Below are 13646 nucleotides of genomic sequence, written 5' to 3'. Positions count from 1 at the left end.
GGTAGCTCCACACCTCACTCGGAGGTCTTCGTCATCGCCAAGCAGAAACGCCGTACCTAACGTCCGTGGTCAGAACAGCTAGAGCGTCGGCGCGTCCGGGCCGACCCGCTCCGCCAGCCACTGGGCGACCTGCGCCTCGGTCGGCGCCAACCCGTCGGAGATGACGTGCGGCGCGACGCGGGAGAAGTAGTCGGTGACCATCCCGTCGGACTCGCGGACCAGCATGCCGGCGGCCTCGCCGCCGACGATCCACGAGCCGAGCACGACACGGTTGCCCTCGAAGCTCGGCAGGTCGGTGTAGGCCTGGTAGACCCAGCCCTCCTCTCCGTAGCCGCCCGGCATCACGACGTCCTCGATCATGTCGTCGAGGTGGATGCGGATGTTGTCGCCCTCGCGCCCGTGGAGGGGCTTGGCGACCCAGCGCTCGAGGTCGCGCGGCTCGTCGAAGTACGCCGGCAGCAGGAGACGGTGGCGCGGGAAGAGCTCCCACAGGACCGGCAGGAGCGCCTTGGTGCTGAGCAGCGCCTTCCACGCGGGCTCCACCCACCTGACCGGCCTCGCCTCGGCCCGGTCGACGATCATCCGGCCGAAGGGCTCGGCGAGCATCGCCTCCCACGCGTAGAGCTTGAACGCGTTGCGGACCGGCTCGTCGTGCACGTCGCGGTACTCACGGTCGTCGGGGTTCCAGCCGACCTCGGCCATCGGGTGGGCGAGCGCGAGCCAGCCGGCCTGCACGGCGGTGTCCATCAGGTAGTGGACGGTCATCTCCATCTCGCCGCCGTCGTAGGAGTCCTCCTCGCCCAGGTCGTAGAGGAAGTGCATCCGGTCGCCGTCGAAGTGCCCGGAGCGGCGCAGCGTGCGCCAGGTCTCGACCAACCGGTCGTGGACCGAGTTCCACTGGTCCATCTCCGGCATCACGTCCTCCATCCACTTCCACTGGATGACGCCGGTCTCCACGAGTCCGGTGGGGGTGTCGCCGTTGATCTCGAGCATCTTGATCGCGCCGTCGGCGCCGTAGGCCAGGTCGAAGCGCGCGTAGAGCGCCGGGTCACCGGCCTCGATCGAGCGGCGTACGACGTCGATCGAGCCCGCAGGCAGGCCGAGCCGCTCGTCGGTCATCGTCGTGGCCATGTGGGTCACCGCCTGCAGGCACATCGCCCACAGCTCCTCGGTGGCGACCTCGAGGGCGTCGACCTCCTCCATGGTCACCTCGTACCAGGCGTCCTCGTTCCAGTAGGGCAGCTCGGAGCCGTCCGGCATCTTCGTGGTGGGGAAGACCAGGCCCTGCTCGACGACGCGCTCGCGCCAGCCCTCGCGCGCCCGCGACCGGTGCCGCCACATGGTGGGTGTCCCGCCCGCTCAGGCGATGCTGGCGCACACGATGGCGCCGACCGAGACGGCCACGGAGGCGGCGACGTAGGCGAGCGGACGCACCGGTCCGGGCTCGGTCACGATCGTGCGCAGGCTTCCGGGCGTGATGGCCTCGATGGCGAAGAACATGATCGTGTTGAGGACGATGCCGACCACGCCGAAGGCGACGGTCCAGCCGAGCGCCCAGCCGAGCGACGTCTCCCCGTTGGTCCAGATCGCGGTGAACAGCACCGCGGCGTTGGACAACAGCCAGGCCGACGTGACGACGCCGGCGGAGCGCGAGTGGGCGTGGACGGACTCCATGCCGTTCTCGTCGACGCCGCGCAGGTGGGTGCCGAGGTGGCCCGGCGTCGCGAGGTCGAGCACGTAGTAGGCGGCGACGAGCATCGCTCCGCCGACGAGGGCGTAGGCCACGGCGTGGAAGAGGGCGTTGAGCAGGTCGGTCACGAGGTCTCCTGGGGGCAGGGATGGGAGGGGCGTACGGGGTGGCGGGCTCAGCCGCCGAAGCTGCGGCCGCTGCCGCCGAACCCGCCCTTGGTCGTGCTGGACTTGACGGTCGACCCGCCGGTGGTGGGCAGTCCGCCACGCTGGACGGAACCGTTGAGCGTGCTGCCGCGGTAGGTCCCGCCGGTGACGGTCGAGCCGACGCCGGGCACCACCGACCGCGCGGCGAGGTAGTACCAGAAGAACCCGGTGCCGGTGCCGTTGTAGTCGGAGTCGTCGTCGCACTGGTCGTCGTCGACCCGCTCCTCGGTCTGCGGGTCCACGCACACGGCGGCGTAGTCGGCGCTGGACGAGCAGCCGGTGAGGCTGGAGGCCATGAGCGCGGTGATGCCCAGCGAGATGCTGGTGGACCGCATGCGGCGGCGGGCAGTGGTGGTCATGAAGCGGCTCCGGGAAGGTCCTGTGGGTCGTTCTTCTGGGCGAACATCGCGAGCATCTGCTCGGCGACGTCGGTGGTGGCCGCATCCGCGGCCTCGTGCTCGGCGAGCCGGCGCTCGAGCCACTCCCGGCCGTGCTGCGCCTCCAGGGAGGCGAGGGTCAGGTGCTCGAGCCGGCTGATCCGCTCGTGGACGTCCTCGAGGACCGCCGCCACGGCCAGCGACTCCTTGTCGAAGACGAGGTTGGCGATCACGTGGCCGATCGCGATCGGCACCAGCACGAGCATCGAGACGATGAGGACCGCGCCGATCGCGCGGCCGGCGGTGGAGGAGGGGTAGAAGTCGCCGTAGCCCACGGTCGAGCCGGTGACGATGCCCCACCAGAGTCCCTCGATCGGGCCCTTGTCCTCGAGCACGGCGTAGGCGAGCGAGCAGGACACCCAGATCCCGAGGACCACGAGCACCAGCAGGTGCGGGGCGTTGACCAGCCCGCGGACCGGTCGCGTCACGAAGCCGATGCGCCGCGCGACGGCCCTCTCCGCCTCGTCGACCTCGCTGTCCACGTCAGACGCCACCTCACCCATTGCGCACCCCCCGGATCCCCCCGCGCTGTCGCGGCGACTATAGGGCTTCCCTCCGGGAGCCCCGCCAAACGCGTCGGGCAGGCGCTCAGCGCACCAGGTCGGCGTACTCCTGGTGCTTCTCGATGTACGACGCCACGTAGGGGCACGACGGCACGACCGCGAACCCGCGCGACCGGGCGTCGTCGAGCGCGCCGCGGGCGAGCGTCGCCGCGTGGCCCTGGCCGCTGTGCGCGGGGTCGACCTCGGTGTGCACGAGCGTGATCACGTCGTCGCCGAGCCGGTAGACGAGGAAGCCGACCACCTCGTCGCCGGCGCGCAGCTCGTAGCGGTGGTGGTCGGGGGAGTCGACGAACACTATGTCCACAACCCGAGCCTAGGCCCCCCGAACCACGAGGTGACTTGTGCGTAACCCCGGCGGGGCGGGAGGGTGCACGACATGGCAGCCACTGCGTCGTCGTACTCGATCACCATGCGGCTGTACACCGCGCCCGACCACGGCGTCGTCGGCGCCGTCGCGACCCAGATCGCCGCGTCGGGTGGTGTGGTGACCGCGATCGACGTGACGGAGTCGCGCCACGACCGGCTCGTGGTCGACGTGACCTGCTCGGCGTCCGACGCCTCGCACTCCGAGGAGCTCGTCGCCGCGGTCGCCGGCGTCGAGGGCGTGACGGTGCACAAGGTCAGCGACCGCACCTTCCTGCTGCACCTCGGCGGCAAGATCTCGGTGCAGTCCAAGGTGCCGCTGCGCACCCGCGACGACCTGTCGATGGCCTACACGCCCGGCGTCGGGCGGGTGTCGATGGCGATCTACGAGAACCCCGAGGACGTCCGCAAGCTCACCATCAAGGGCAACTCGGTTGCCGTCGTCACCGACGGCTCCGCCGTGCTCGGCCTCGGCAACATCGGCCCCGGTGCCGCGCTGCCGGTGATGGAGGGCAAGGCCGCGCTGTTCAAGCGGTTCGCCGACATCGACGCGTGGCCGATCTGCCTGGCGACGCAGGACACAGACGAGATCGTGCGCGCGGTCGAGATGATCGCCCCGGGCTTCGGCGGCATCAACCTCGAGGACATCGCCGCCCCGCGCTGCTTCGAGATCGAGCGCCGGCTGCGCGAGTCGCTCGACATCCCGGTCTTCCACGACGACCAGCACGGCACCGCGATCGTGGTGCTCGCCGCGCTGACCAACGCGCTGCGCTGCGTCGACAAGGAGCTCGCTTCGGTGCGGATCGTGGTGTCCGGGGCGGGCGCCGCCGGCACGGCGATCGTCACGCTGCTGCTCGCCGCCGGGGCGAAGGACGTCGTGGTCGTCGACCGCGTGGGCGCGCTGTCCGCCGACGACTCCTCGCTCTCGAGCGCGCACACCGAGCTGGCCGCCGCCACCAACCCGCGCCGCGCGACGGGCTCGCTGCAGGAGGTGCTCGTCGACGCCGACGTGTTCGTGGGCGTCTCCGCGCCCAACATCCTCGACGCCGAGTGGATCCCGACGATGGCACCCAAGCCGGTCGTCTTCGCGCTGGCCAACCCCGACCCGGAGGTCGACCCGGCCCTCGCCGGCAAGTACGCCGCCGTCGTCGCGTCGGGTCGCTCCGACTACCCCAACCAGATCAACAACGTGCTGGCCTTCCCCGGCGTCTTCCGCGGCCTGCTCGACGCCGGCGCCGAGGACGTCACCATCGACATGCTGCTCCGCGCGGCCAAGGCGATCGCCGACACGGTCAGCGCCGAGGAGCTCCACCCGGCGTTCATCATCCCGAGCGTCTTCCACCCCGACGTGACCAAGCGCGTGGCGTCCGCGATCAGCGGCCGGGAGAGCTAGCCCGTCACCTTCCGGGGCCACCAGAACTTCTCGCCGAGGGTCAGCGCGAGCGCCGGCACCAGCACCGTGCGTACGACGAGGGTGTCGAGCAGCACGCCGACGAAGATGATCGCCCCGAGCTGGGCGAGCACCACGAGCGGCAGCACACCGAGGACGGCGAACACCGCGGCCAGCAGGATGCCGGCGCTGGTGATCACGCCGCCGGTGGCGGTCAGCGCGCGCAGCATCCCCTTCCGGGTGCCGTGCTCGCGCGCCTCCTCGCGGGCCCGGGTGACGAGGAAGATGTTGTAGTCGACGCCGAGCGCGACGAGGAAGAGGAACGCCAGCAGCGGCACCCCGGTGTCCATCGCCTCGAAGCCGAAGACGCCCTGGAAGAGCCACCACGAGGCGCCCATGCTGGCGGCGTACGTCGCGACGACGGTGGCCACCAGCAGCAGTGGCGCCACGATGGAGCGCAGCAGCAGGAGCAGCGCGCCCAGGACCAGCAGCAGGATCAGCGGCAGGATGAGCAACCGGTCGCTGGCGGCGAAGTCCTTGGCGTCGAGCGCCTCGGCGTCACCACCGCCGACGTGGGTGTCGCTGAAGTCGGCGACGGCAGAGCGGACGTCGACCACGATCGCTTGTGCCGCGTCGCTGCCGGGGTCGGCATCCGGTACGGCGTCGATGCGGGCGATGCCGTCACCGCTCGTCGTGATCCGGGCCGAGTCGACGCCGTCCACACCTTCGACGGCCGTCAGCACCTGCTCGGGATCGTCGCGGGTGACGACCTGCACCGGGTCGCTCGTGCCGGCCGGGAAGGACTCGCCGAGGCGCTCGGCGGCCGAGATCGCCTCGGGCTTCTGGAGGAACTGGTCGGCCGGGTCGAGCCCGGTGGTGATGCTCAACGTGCCGCTGGCGAGCACGGCCAGGGCGAGCACGGTGCCGACGACGAAGGTGCGCGGCCGTCGAGCCACGGCGTCGCCGACGCGGTGCCAGAGCGAGGAGTCGGAGTCGACCAGGACGGTGTCGCCGACGTGGGGGACCTTGGGCCAGAACACCCAGCGGCCGAACAGCACGAGGGCGGCGGGGAGGACGACCAGCGCGAACGTCGCGGCGATCACGACGCCGACCGCACATGCGAGGCCGAGCCCGCGGGTCGTCGGGATCGCCGACAGGAGCAGCGTCAGCAGGCCGAGCACCACGGTGATCGAGCTCGAGGCGACCGCCTCCGCGGTGCGGGAGACCGCGCGCGCCATGGCGACGTGACGCGACTCCTCCTTCTTCAGCTCGTCGCGGTAGCGCGAGATCAGGAGCAGGGCGTAGTCGGTGCCGGCACCGAAGACCAGCACGCTGAGGATGCCGATGGTGGACTCGTCCCAGGCCACGCCCGTGACCTGCAGGACGTTGGTCGCGACGATGGCGGACAGGCGGTCGGCGATGCCGACGACGGCCAGCGGAACCAGCCACAGGACGGGGCTGCGGTAGGTGATGATCAGCAGCAGGGCGACCACGCCGGCGGTCGAGAGCAGCAGGCGGAAGTTGGCGCCGTCGAAGACCTTGCCGAGGTCGGCCTGGATGCCCGCGGGCCCGGTGACCTGGACGTCGAGGCCGTCGGGGGCGTCGTCACGCAGCTGGTCGCGCAGGTCCTCGACCTTGTCGATGTTGTCCGTCGCGGACGTGGAGGTCACCGGGATCGCGGCGAAGGCCGCGGTGCGGTCCTCCGACACCACGACCGGGCCGGCCTGCCCGCCACCGGGGCCTCCGCCCTGGCCCGGCTCGCTTCCGGGCCGCCCGCCTCCGGGCTGGCCGCCCTCGCCACCAGCAGTGGAGAGCAGCTCGACCGCCTGGGCGGTGAGGTCCTCCTGGGCGGCCTGGTCGATCTCCCCGGACGCGGCCGTCCAGAGCACGATCGCGACCTGGCCGTCGTCCTCCGGGAGCTGCTCGGCGAGCTCGACGGCGAAGGTGCTGTCGGCGCCCGCGGGCAGGGTGTCGAGGGCGCTGTTCTCCCGCTCGCCCTCCGGCACCAGGGCGATGACCGCCAGGGCGAGGAGGATGGGCACGAGGGCCACGAGCCATGCCGTACGACGTCCGGACACGAAGCGGGCAGGAGCGGGGGGCTGGTGACCGGGCACGTGAGTTCCTAGGCTGTAGTGGCTAACCGAGTAGATTGCTAAGTAAGTTAGCCATTATGAACGCGACACGCAAGACGAGAGGAACGCCGTGACTCGACCGGGGGAGCCCGAGCAGGGCTGGGACCAGTCCGGCAGCCTCGAGGCGCTGCGCGAGCTGGTCACGACCGGCGCGCGGGTCAACCACGTCGTCGCCCGGCGGGCCGGGATCAGCGACACCGAGCTGGTGACGCTCGAGCACCTCGCGCGCGAGCAGATCGGGCCGGCCGAGGTGGCGCGCCGCCTGGAGGTGTCCACCGCCGCGGCCACAGGCATCGTGGACCGCCTCGTCTCACGCGGCCACGTCGAGCGTCGTCCGCACGAGGCCGACCGGCGCCGTACGGAGCTCGTGCTCACCGAGTCGGGCCGGGGCGAGGTGGTGGGCCACCTGCTGCCCATGTTCGTCGCGCTCGACCAGCTCGACCGCGGCTTCACCGCCGAGGAACGCGAGGTCGTCGAGCGCTACCTGCGCGGCGCGATCGCGGCGTTCGAGCGGGTGCTGGAGCCGTAGGGCTCAGTCGTCCTGGCCGGCCTTGCGGTGGGCGACGAGGGCGGCGCCGACGATGCCGGCGCGGTTCTCCAGCCTGGCCGGGATGATCTCGGTGTCGATCTCGATGAGGTGGCCGAACTTCTCCCACGACTTGCTCACGCCGCCGCCGACGACGAAGAGGTCGGGGGTGAAGAGGCGCTCAAGGTGGCGGAAGTAGGCGGTCAGGCGCTCCGACCAGTCCGCCCAGCTGAGGCCCTCGCGCTCGCGGGCGCTGGTCGCGGCGCGGGACTCGGCGAGCACGCCGTCGAGCTCGAGGTGGCCCATCTCGGAGTTGGGCACGAGCACGCCGTTGTAGATCATCGCCGAGCCGATGCCGGTGCCCAGGGTGATCACCATGACGAGCCCCGTGCGGCCCTTGGCGGCGCCGTACTCCGACTCCGCCAGGCCGGCGGCGTCGGCGTCGTTGACGACGTGGACCTCGCGCCCGAGCGCCTCGGTGAAGATCGCGTCGGCGTCCTCGCCGATCCACGCCTTGTCGATGTTGGCGGCGGAGAGCACCACGCCGCGCTGGACGATGCCGGGCACGGTCACACCGACCGGGGTCGTGGACGAGGGGAAGCTGTCGACGATCTGCTGGAAGACGGCGGCGACGGACTGCGGGTCGGCCGGCTTCGGGGTGTCGATGCGCACCCGGTCCTGAGCGAAGTCGCCGCGCTCGAGATCCACGGGCGCGCCCTTGATGCCGGTGCCGCCGAAGTCGATGCCGATGGGGTGCTCCATGGGGTGCTCCATGGGGCAAACCCTAGGGCAAACCTCAGGGCATCTCGCGGCGCGTGCTCACTGCTTGTTCTTGTAGGGGAGCGGGTAGGCGGTGCCGTCCATCGTGAAGGTCGGCGCGATCCCCATCGCCTCCAGGATCGTCGGCATGATGTCGATCGAGGTCACCTCCGCGTCGAGGTCGCGGTGGGAGAGGTAGGACCCCGCGAAGACGATCGGGATCTGCTGCGACGTGCGCTGGATGCCGCCGTGGTCGCCGAGGACCGAGTACGTCGTGTCGTCCGGCAGCGTCGCGATCAGGTCGGGGCCGTGGTCGGCGGCCTGGGTGTCGACGAGCTCCTGCGCCTTGGCGTCGAACCACGCCCGCTCGGCCGTGCCCATCCGGTCGTGGCGCACCGGCGTGATCCGGGTGAAGTGGTCGCCGTCGCGCCGCCACACCGCGGTGACGTCGGGCATGTCCTCCATGATCGCCGCCGCCTCGGCGACCTTGGCGGGTGACTGGTCGGTGAGCCAGACGTTGAGCGAGGAGTCGCTGTAGGAGAGTCCGAGGTTGCCCGTGGCGACCAGGGGTTGCAGCGAGGGCTGCGGCTTGTCGTAGAAGACGTCGTTGAGCGGGTCGCCGTAGTACCAGTTGTAGTAGCCGTAGTCGTTCCCGGCGCCGAGGGTGCCGTGGAAGTGGCCCTCGTCCGCGGCGACCGAGCCGTGGTCGGCGGTCAGCACGACGAGGGTGCTGTCGAGCTCGCCGCTGTCCTTGAGCGCGCGCATGATGCGGCCGACCTGGGCGTCGGCGGTCGCCGTGGCGTACTCCATGTGCGTCATCGGGTCGTAGCCGGGCGTGGCGTCTTCCGGGTCGTTGATGCCGCCCCACATGTGGGCCGCCTTGTCGACGCCGGGCAGGCTCACGAAGATGCCGCTCCAGGCGTCCTTCTCGTGGCCCATGATGTCGAGCACCGCGTCGGTGGCCCAGACGTCGCCGCCCTGGTGGGCGGGGTCGTTTCCGACGACGTACCGGTCGTCGGTGGCGGGGTAGAGCGAGGCAGGCAGTTGGCCGGTGTCGTAGATCGTGTCGCGGGCCACGACGTAGCGCGAGCCGCACTCAGCGGAGATGTAGGCGGGGACGTTGATGCCGGTGGGCGCGCGGCGCCGCTGGGTGGCGCCGGTGGTGCTGCCGGGGACCGGACACGTCTTGCTGGCGAAGGTGATGACCGAGGTGTTCGCCGATCCCGGCCCACTGAGGCCGTAGGCGGCGTATCCCTTGGGGCTCACCGTGAAGACCTTGCCCGTGTCGTCGAGGTAGTCCGAGAGGTGCGGGGCGCCGGCGGCCCGCTGGAGCGGCGCCATCTCCGCGGCGCCGAAGTTGCTGGTGATGTAGAGGCCGCCGGCGGGACCGATGAGCCCGCGGACGTCGCGGTAGCCCTCGTTGGTCCACCCCATGTTCCTGGGCTGCATGCCGGTGGTGAGGACGTTGTGGGTGGCGACGGTGACCGAGCCGGTGTGGCCGAGATAGCCGTTCGGGGTGTCGACGCCCTGCGCCATCAGATACTCGACGTTCTTCATGTCGTACTTCTCGACGATCTCCTTGCTGAGCGCGTCGACGACGATGATCACGACCTTGTCGGGCGGGCTCGCCTTCGGCTTCGCCGCGGCGCCCGGCGACCCGGCGGCGGCGATCGAGGCCACCACGGCGGCGGCGGTCAGGGAGACGAGCAGACGTCGACGGGCCATGGGCACTCCTGGGGTAGCGCGGTCCAGAGGCCGCTGCCGATCTCGGCACGGTAGTCCTCGTCGGCGACCCCGGATAGGGCCGTCTAGTCACGGCGCAGCGGTTGACAAAAGGCAGGCTCTTGTCAAGACGGTTTACAGATCGTATGGTCTTGTAAACCCGATGCAGGAGGTCAGAAGATGCCTGGCTACCCCACCCGACTCGCCCCCAGCGGCACGGTGCCCGAGGGCACGACCGAGCTCTGGAAGGACCAGAAGCGCTACCTGTGGCTGATCGGCCTCGTCGTGCCGAGCCTCGCGTTCGTCGCCTTCGGGGGCTACGTCGCCACCGGCTGGAGCGTCTTCTTCTGGATCGGCCCGATCGTGATCCTCGGCGTCGTCCCGGCGATCGACCTGATCGCCGGGCTCGACCGCTCGAACCCCCCGGACGACGTGATCGAGGCGCTCGAGGAGGACCGCTACTACCGCTGGATCACCTACCTCTTCCTGCCGATCCAGTACGTCGGCTTCCTCGGCGCGATGGCCGTCGTCGGCGGGTGGGACGTCTTCAGGGTGCTGGCCGACGCGCCGCTGACCACGATCGACAAGATCGGGCTCGCGATCTCGATCGGCTGCATCGGCGGCATCGGCATCAACACCGCCCACGAGCTCGGCCACAAGAAGGAGGCCAACGAGCGCTGGCTCTCCAAGATCGCGCTGGCCCAGGTCTTCTACGGCCACTTCTACATCGAGCACAACCGCGGCCACCACGTCCGGGTCGCGACCCCGGAGGACCCGGCCAGCTCGCGTCTCGGCGAGAACTTCTACCAGTTCTGGCCGCGCACGGTCGGCGGCTCCCTGAAGTCCGCCTGGCGGCTGGAGAAGCGTCGGCTCGCGCGCCGCAAGCAGAGCCCGTGGCGCCTCGACAACGACGTGCTCAACGCGTGGCTGATGTCGATCGCCCTCTGGGTCGCCGTGGTCGCGGCGTTCGGCCTCGAGGTGGCGCCGTACCTCGTCATCCAGGCCGTCGTCGGCTTCTCGCTCCTCGAGGTCGTCAACTACATGGAGCACTACGGGATGCTGCGCCAGAAGGTCGGCGAGGGCGACCGCCAGCGCTACGAGCGGGTGCTGCCCGGCCACAGCTGGAACTCCAACAACATCGCGACCAATGTCCTGCTCTACCACCTGCAGCGCCACAGCGACCACCACGCGAACCCGACCCGGCGCTACCAGACGCTGCGCGACTTCGAGGAGAGCCCGGTCCTGCCGACCGGCTACGCCGGCATGATCGTGCTCGCGATCGTCCCCGCGATCTGGCGCCGGGTGATGGACCAGCGCGTCGTCGACCACTTCGGCGGCGACGTGACGCTCGCCAACATCAGCCCGCGCAAGCGTGAGCTCTACCTCCGCCGCTACGACGCCGTCGGCCACGCCGAGCGGGCCGAGGCGGCCCGGGTCACCGCCGAGGTGCTGCCGGGTGCGGTCGCCGAGGTGCTGGCCGCCCGGTGCCCCAGCTGCGAGTACGTCTACGAGGTGGCCGCCGGCGACGAGCACGAGGGCTTCGCGGCCGGCACCGCCTGGGCCGACATCCCCGCCGACTGGTGCTGTCCCGACTGCGGCGTGCGCGAGAAGGTCGACTTCGTGCCGGTCGAGCCCGAGCGGTCGGTCGCCTGAGCACCCTGCTGCAGCGAGCGGCGTACGCACCGGGGCGGGTGCCGCGGCTGCTGCCTAGACTCGCGGCCATGGCCTCCACCCGCGACCGCATCGTCGCGGCAGCCGTCGAGATGATCACCTCGTCGGGCTGGGCCTCGGTCACCATGGCGCGGCTGGCCGAGGCGGTCGGTGTCAGCCGCCAGACCGTCTACAACGAGGTCGGGTCCAAGCCGGCGCTCGCCGAGGCGATGGTGCTCGGGGAGCTCGCCCGCTTCCTCGGGATCGTGGAGCAGGCCTTCGACGCCGAGCCCGACGACCTCACCCGCGCGATCGGGCGGTCGGTGCGCGACGTGCTGACCTACGCCCGCGCCAACACCCTGCTCCACGCCGTGGTCAGCGCCACCCACGGTGCCGACACCGAGCTGCTCCCGCTGCTGACCACCAACGCCGGCTCGCTGCTCGAGGTGGCCAAGGACGTCGTGCGCGCCCGCGTCGCGCCCTACAGCCCCGGCATCGACCCCGCCCACCTCGACCCCGCGATCGACATGGTCGTCCGGGTGGTGCTGAGCCACGTCATGCAGCCCTCGTCGTCGCCCGAGGAGACCGGCGCCGACATCGCCTGGCTCGCGGGCCGCGTCCTCGGCGGTTGAGCCCTAGGGCGTGTCTCTCAGCTCCATGGCCTGCTGCGCGCCGCCCTGCGGGCACCTCGCTGCGTTGTCGTCAGTCGTCGATGCTGGCGCATCGCCTCCCTCCTCCGCCTTGCGAGGCACTCCGCAGGACGACGCTCGCGACGGCCGAGAGCTGAGAGACACGCCCTAGGCTCGGCTCGTGAGCGGAGTCGAGTGGGGTACGCCGACCGCGCGGGGGATCGTCGCCGCCGCGACCCTCGGGTCGGGGCTGACGCTGCTCGACGGCACGGTCGTCAACGTCGCGCTGCGGACGATGGGCGACGACCTCGGGGCCTCGCTGGAGCAGCTGCAGTGGATCACCAACGGCTACTTCCTCTCGCTGGCCTCGCTGATCCTCCTCGGCGGCTCGCTCGGTGACCGGCTCGGCCGGCGGCGGGTCTTCGTCATCGGCACGATCTGGTTCGCCCTGGCCTCGCTGCTCTGCGGTGTCGCGCCCAACGCCGAGGTGCTGATCGTGGCGCGGGTGCTGCAGGGCATCGGTGGCGCGCTGCTGACGCCGGGCAGCCTGGCGATGATCCAGGGCGCCTTCCGCGCCGAGGACCGCAGCCGCGCGATCGGTGCGTGGTCCGGCCTGGGCGGGATCGCCGCGGCGCTCGGTCCGCTGGTCGGCGGCCTGCTCGTCGACCACGCCTCGTGGCGCTGGATCTTCCTCATCAACCTCCCGCTCGCCGTGCTCACCGTGCGGCTCGCGCAGACGTGGGTCCCGGAGACCCGGGACCCCCGCGCGCACAGTCGCTTCGACATCAGCGGCGCCGCGCTGGCCTCGGTCGCGCTCGCCGGGACCACGTGGGCGCTGACCGACGCGGGCGGGAGCGCGACGTGGTGGGCGGCCGGCATCGGGGTCGTGGCCGCCGTGGCGTTCGTCGTCGTCGAGCGCCGCACCCGCGAGCCGATGGTGCCGCTCGGTCTCTTCGCCGACCGCACCTTCAGTGCGGCCAACGCGATGACGCTGCTCGTCTACGCCGCGCTCGGCGCGATCCTCTTCTTCCTGGTCCTGCAGCTCCAGACGGTCGGTGACTACAACGCCCTCGAGGCAGGGCTCTCCACCCTCCCCATCACGGTCTGCATGCTGTTCCTCGCCGCGCGCGGCGGCGCCCTGAGCGAGCGGATCGGCCCGCGGATCCCGATGACGTTCGGCCCGATCGTGATGGCTGGCGGGACGATCTGGCTGCTGGCGGTCGGTCCCGACGTCGTGTGGTGGCGCGACGTCCTGCCCGGGCTCACCGTCTTCGGCCTCGGCCTCGCGCTGATGGTCGCGCCCCTGACGGCGACGGTGCTGGCGGCGGCGCCCGACGAGGTCACCGGCATCGCCAGCGGCATCAACAACGCCGTCGCGCGCGCCGGCTCCCTCCTCGCCGTCGCGGCCCTGCCGATGGCGGTCGGCCTGGCGGGTGACGACTACCGCGACCCGGCGGTCTTCGACGCGTCCTACGGCCAGGCGATGATCGTGTGCGCCGCTCTCCTGGTGGTGGGCGGTGTGGTCTCGTGGTTCGCGATTCCCAGCCGGATCCGCCAGACGCCTGCCTAGGCTCTGCCC

General features: G+C 71.2%; 13 protein-coding genes. 5 read left to right on the top strand and 8 right to left on the bottom strand.

Features of this window, described 5'->3' with window-relative positions:
• Window positions 1-78: 78 nt before the first annotated feature.
• From EUA06_RS17620 to EUA06_RS17600, 5 genes are all read right to left on the bottom strand, one after another.
• Window positions 79-1341 carry a glutathionylspermidine synthase family protein gene (locus EUA06_RS17620; protein ID WP_129478195.1) on the bottom strand — a complete coding sequence of 421 codons (1263 nt, stop codon included), beginning with the start codon at window positions 1339-1341 and terminating at the stop codon, window positions 79-81.
• A gap of 18 nt (window positions 1342-1359) precedes the next feature.
• Complete coding sequence (locus EUA06_RS17615; RefSeq protein WP_129478193.1) at window positions 1360-1818, bottom strand: DUF350 domain-containing protein; 459 nt, start codon at window positions 1816-1818, stop codon at window positions 1360-1362.
• Between the two features lie 47 nt (window positions 1819-1865).
• Window positions 1866-2255, bottom strand: coding sequence for a hypothetical protein (locus EUA06_RS17610; RefSeq protein ID WP_242498218.1), 390 nt, complete (start codon window positions 2253-2255; stop codon window positions 1866-1868).
• Window positions 2252-2827, bottom strand: coding sequence for a potassium channel family protein (locus EUA06_RS17605; RefSeq protein ID WP_207208409.1), 576 nt, complete (start codon window positions 2825-2827; stop codon window positions 2252-2254). The genes EUA06_RS17610 and EUA06_RS17605 overlap by 4 nt, the downstream gene beginning before the upstream one ends.
• Window positions 2828-2921: 94 nt before the next feature.
• Entirely contained in the window at window positions 2922-3200 is a 279-nt protein-coding gene (locus tag EUA06_RS17600) for a GNAT family N-acetyltransferase (protein WP_129478189.1), read from the bottom strand.
• Between the two features lie 72 nt (window positions 3201-3272).
• Between EUA06_RS17600 and EUA06_RS17595 the strand changes: the two genes are divergently transcribed.
• Entirely contained in the window at window positions 3273-4652 is a 1380-nt protein-coding gene (locus EUA06_RS17595; RefSeq protein ID WP_129478187.1) for an NAD-dependent malic enzyme, read from the top strand.
• Here the strand turns inward: EUA06_RS17595 and EUA06_RS17590 are convergent.
• Window positions 4649-6763, bottom strand: coding sequence for an MMPL family transporter (locus tag EUA06_RS17590; protein ID WP_129478185.1), 2115 nt, complete (start codon window positions 6761-6763; stop codon window positions 4649-4651). The two genes, EUA06_RS17595 and EUA06_RS17590, sit on opposite strands and share 4 nt — an antisense overlap.
• A gap of 88 nt (window positions 6764-6851) precedes the next feature.
• On the opposite strand from EUA06_RS17590, the gene EUA06_RS17585 reads away from it, so the two are divergent.
• Window positions 6852-7310, top strand: a complete 459-nt coding sequence (locus tag EUA06_RS17585; protein ID WP_129478183.1) for a MarR family winged helix-turn-helix transcriptional regulator — start codon at window positions 6852-6854, stop codon at window positions 7308-7310.
• A gap of 3 nt (window positions 7311-7313) precedes the next feature.
• Here the strand turns inward: EUA06_RS17585 and ppgK are convergent, their stop codons facing one another.
• On the bottom strand, window positions 7314-8081 hold the full coding sequence (gene ppgK / locus EUA06_RS17580; protein ID WP_129478181.1) for a polyphosphate--glucose phosphotransferase: 768 nt from the start codon (window positions 8079-8081) through the stop codon (window positions 7314-7316).
• A 45-nt stretch (window positions 8082-8126) separates the two neighbouring features.
• Window positions 8127-9791 (bottom strand): alkaline phosphatase family protein, encoded by a 1665-nt coding sequence (locus EUA06_RS17575; protein WP_129478179.1) that lies wholly within the window; start codon window positions 9789-9791, stop codon window positions 8127-8129.
• A gap of 177 nt (window positions 9792-9968) precedes the next feature.
• On the opposite strand from EUA06_RS17575, the gene EUA06_RS23315 reads away from it, so the two are divergent.
• The 3 genes from EUA06_RS23315 to EUA06_RS17560 all read left to right on the top strand — a co-directional run bounded on the left by EUA06_RS23315 (window position 9969) and on the right by EUA06_RS17560 (window position 13637).
• Window positions 9969-11441, top strand: coding sequence for a fatty acid desaturase (locus tag EUA06_RS23315; RefSeq protein ID WP_129478177.1), 1473 nt, complete (start codon window positions 9969-9971; stop codon window positions 11439-11441).
• 68 nt (window positions 11442-11509) lie between these two features.
• Window positions 11510-12070: a TetR/AcrR family transcriptional regulator gene (locus EUA06_RS17565; RefSeq protein ID WP_129478175.1), complete on the top strand. Its 561-nt coding sequence runs from the start codon at window positions 11510-11512 to the stop codon at window positions 12068-12070.
• A 178-nt stretch (window positions 12071-12248) separates the two neighbouring features.
• Entirely contained in the window at window positions 12249-13637 is a 1389-nt protein-coding gene (locus tag EUA06_RS17560) for an MFS transporter (protein WP_129478173.1), read from the top strand.
• Window positions 13638-13646: the final 9 nt, after the last annotated feature.

The sequence above is a fragment of the Nocardioides glacieisoli genome, assembly GCF_004137245.1.
Lineage (GTDB): Bacteria > Actinomycetota > Actinomycetes > Propionibacteriales > Nocardioidaceae > Nocardioides > Nocardioides glacieisoli.
The sequence above is the reverse complement of the archived record's forward strand: the minus strand, read 5'-3'. Positions and strand labels throughout refer to the sequence as shown.

Bases quoted from the DNA above. Each gene is read 5' to 3' on its own strand.
- EUA06_RS17620 (WP_129478195.1), bottom strand. From the start codon at position 1,341: ATGTGGCGGCACCGGTCGCGGGCGCGCGAGGGCTGGCGCGAGCGCGTC.
- EUA06_RS17565 (WP_129478175.1), top strand. From the start codon at position 11,510: ATGGCCTCCACCCGCGACCGCATCGTCGCGGCAGCCGTCGAGATGATC.
- EUA06_RS17610 (WP_242498218.1), bottom strand. From the start codon at position 2,255: ATGACCACCACTGCCCGCCGCCGCATGCGGTCCACCAGCATCTCGCTG.
- ppgK (WP_129478181.1), bottom strand. From the start codon at position 8,081: ATGGAGCACCCCATGGAGCACCCCATCGGCATCGACTTCGGCGGCACC.
- EUA06_RS17595 (WP_129478187.1), top strand. From the start codon at position 3,273: ATGGCAGCCACTGCGTCGTCGTACTCGATCACCATGCGGCTGTACACC.
- EUA06_RS23315 (WP_129478177.1), top strand. From the start codon at position 9,969: ATGCCTGGCTACCCCACCCGACTCGCCCCCAGCGGCACGGTGCCCGAG.
- EUA06_RS17575 (WP_129478179.1), bottom strand. From the start codon at position 9,791: ATGGCCCGTCGACGTCTGCTCGTCTCCCTGACCGCCGCCGCCGTGGTG.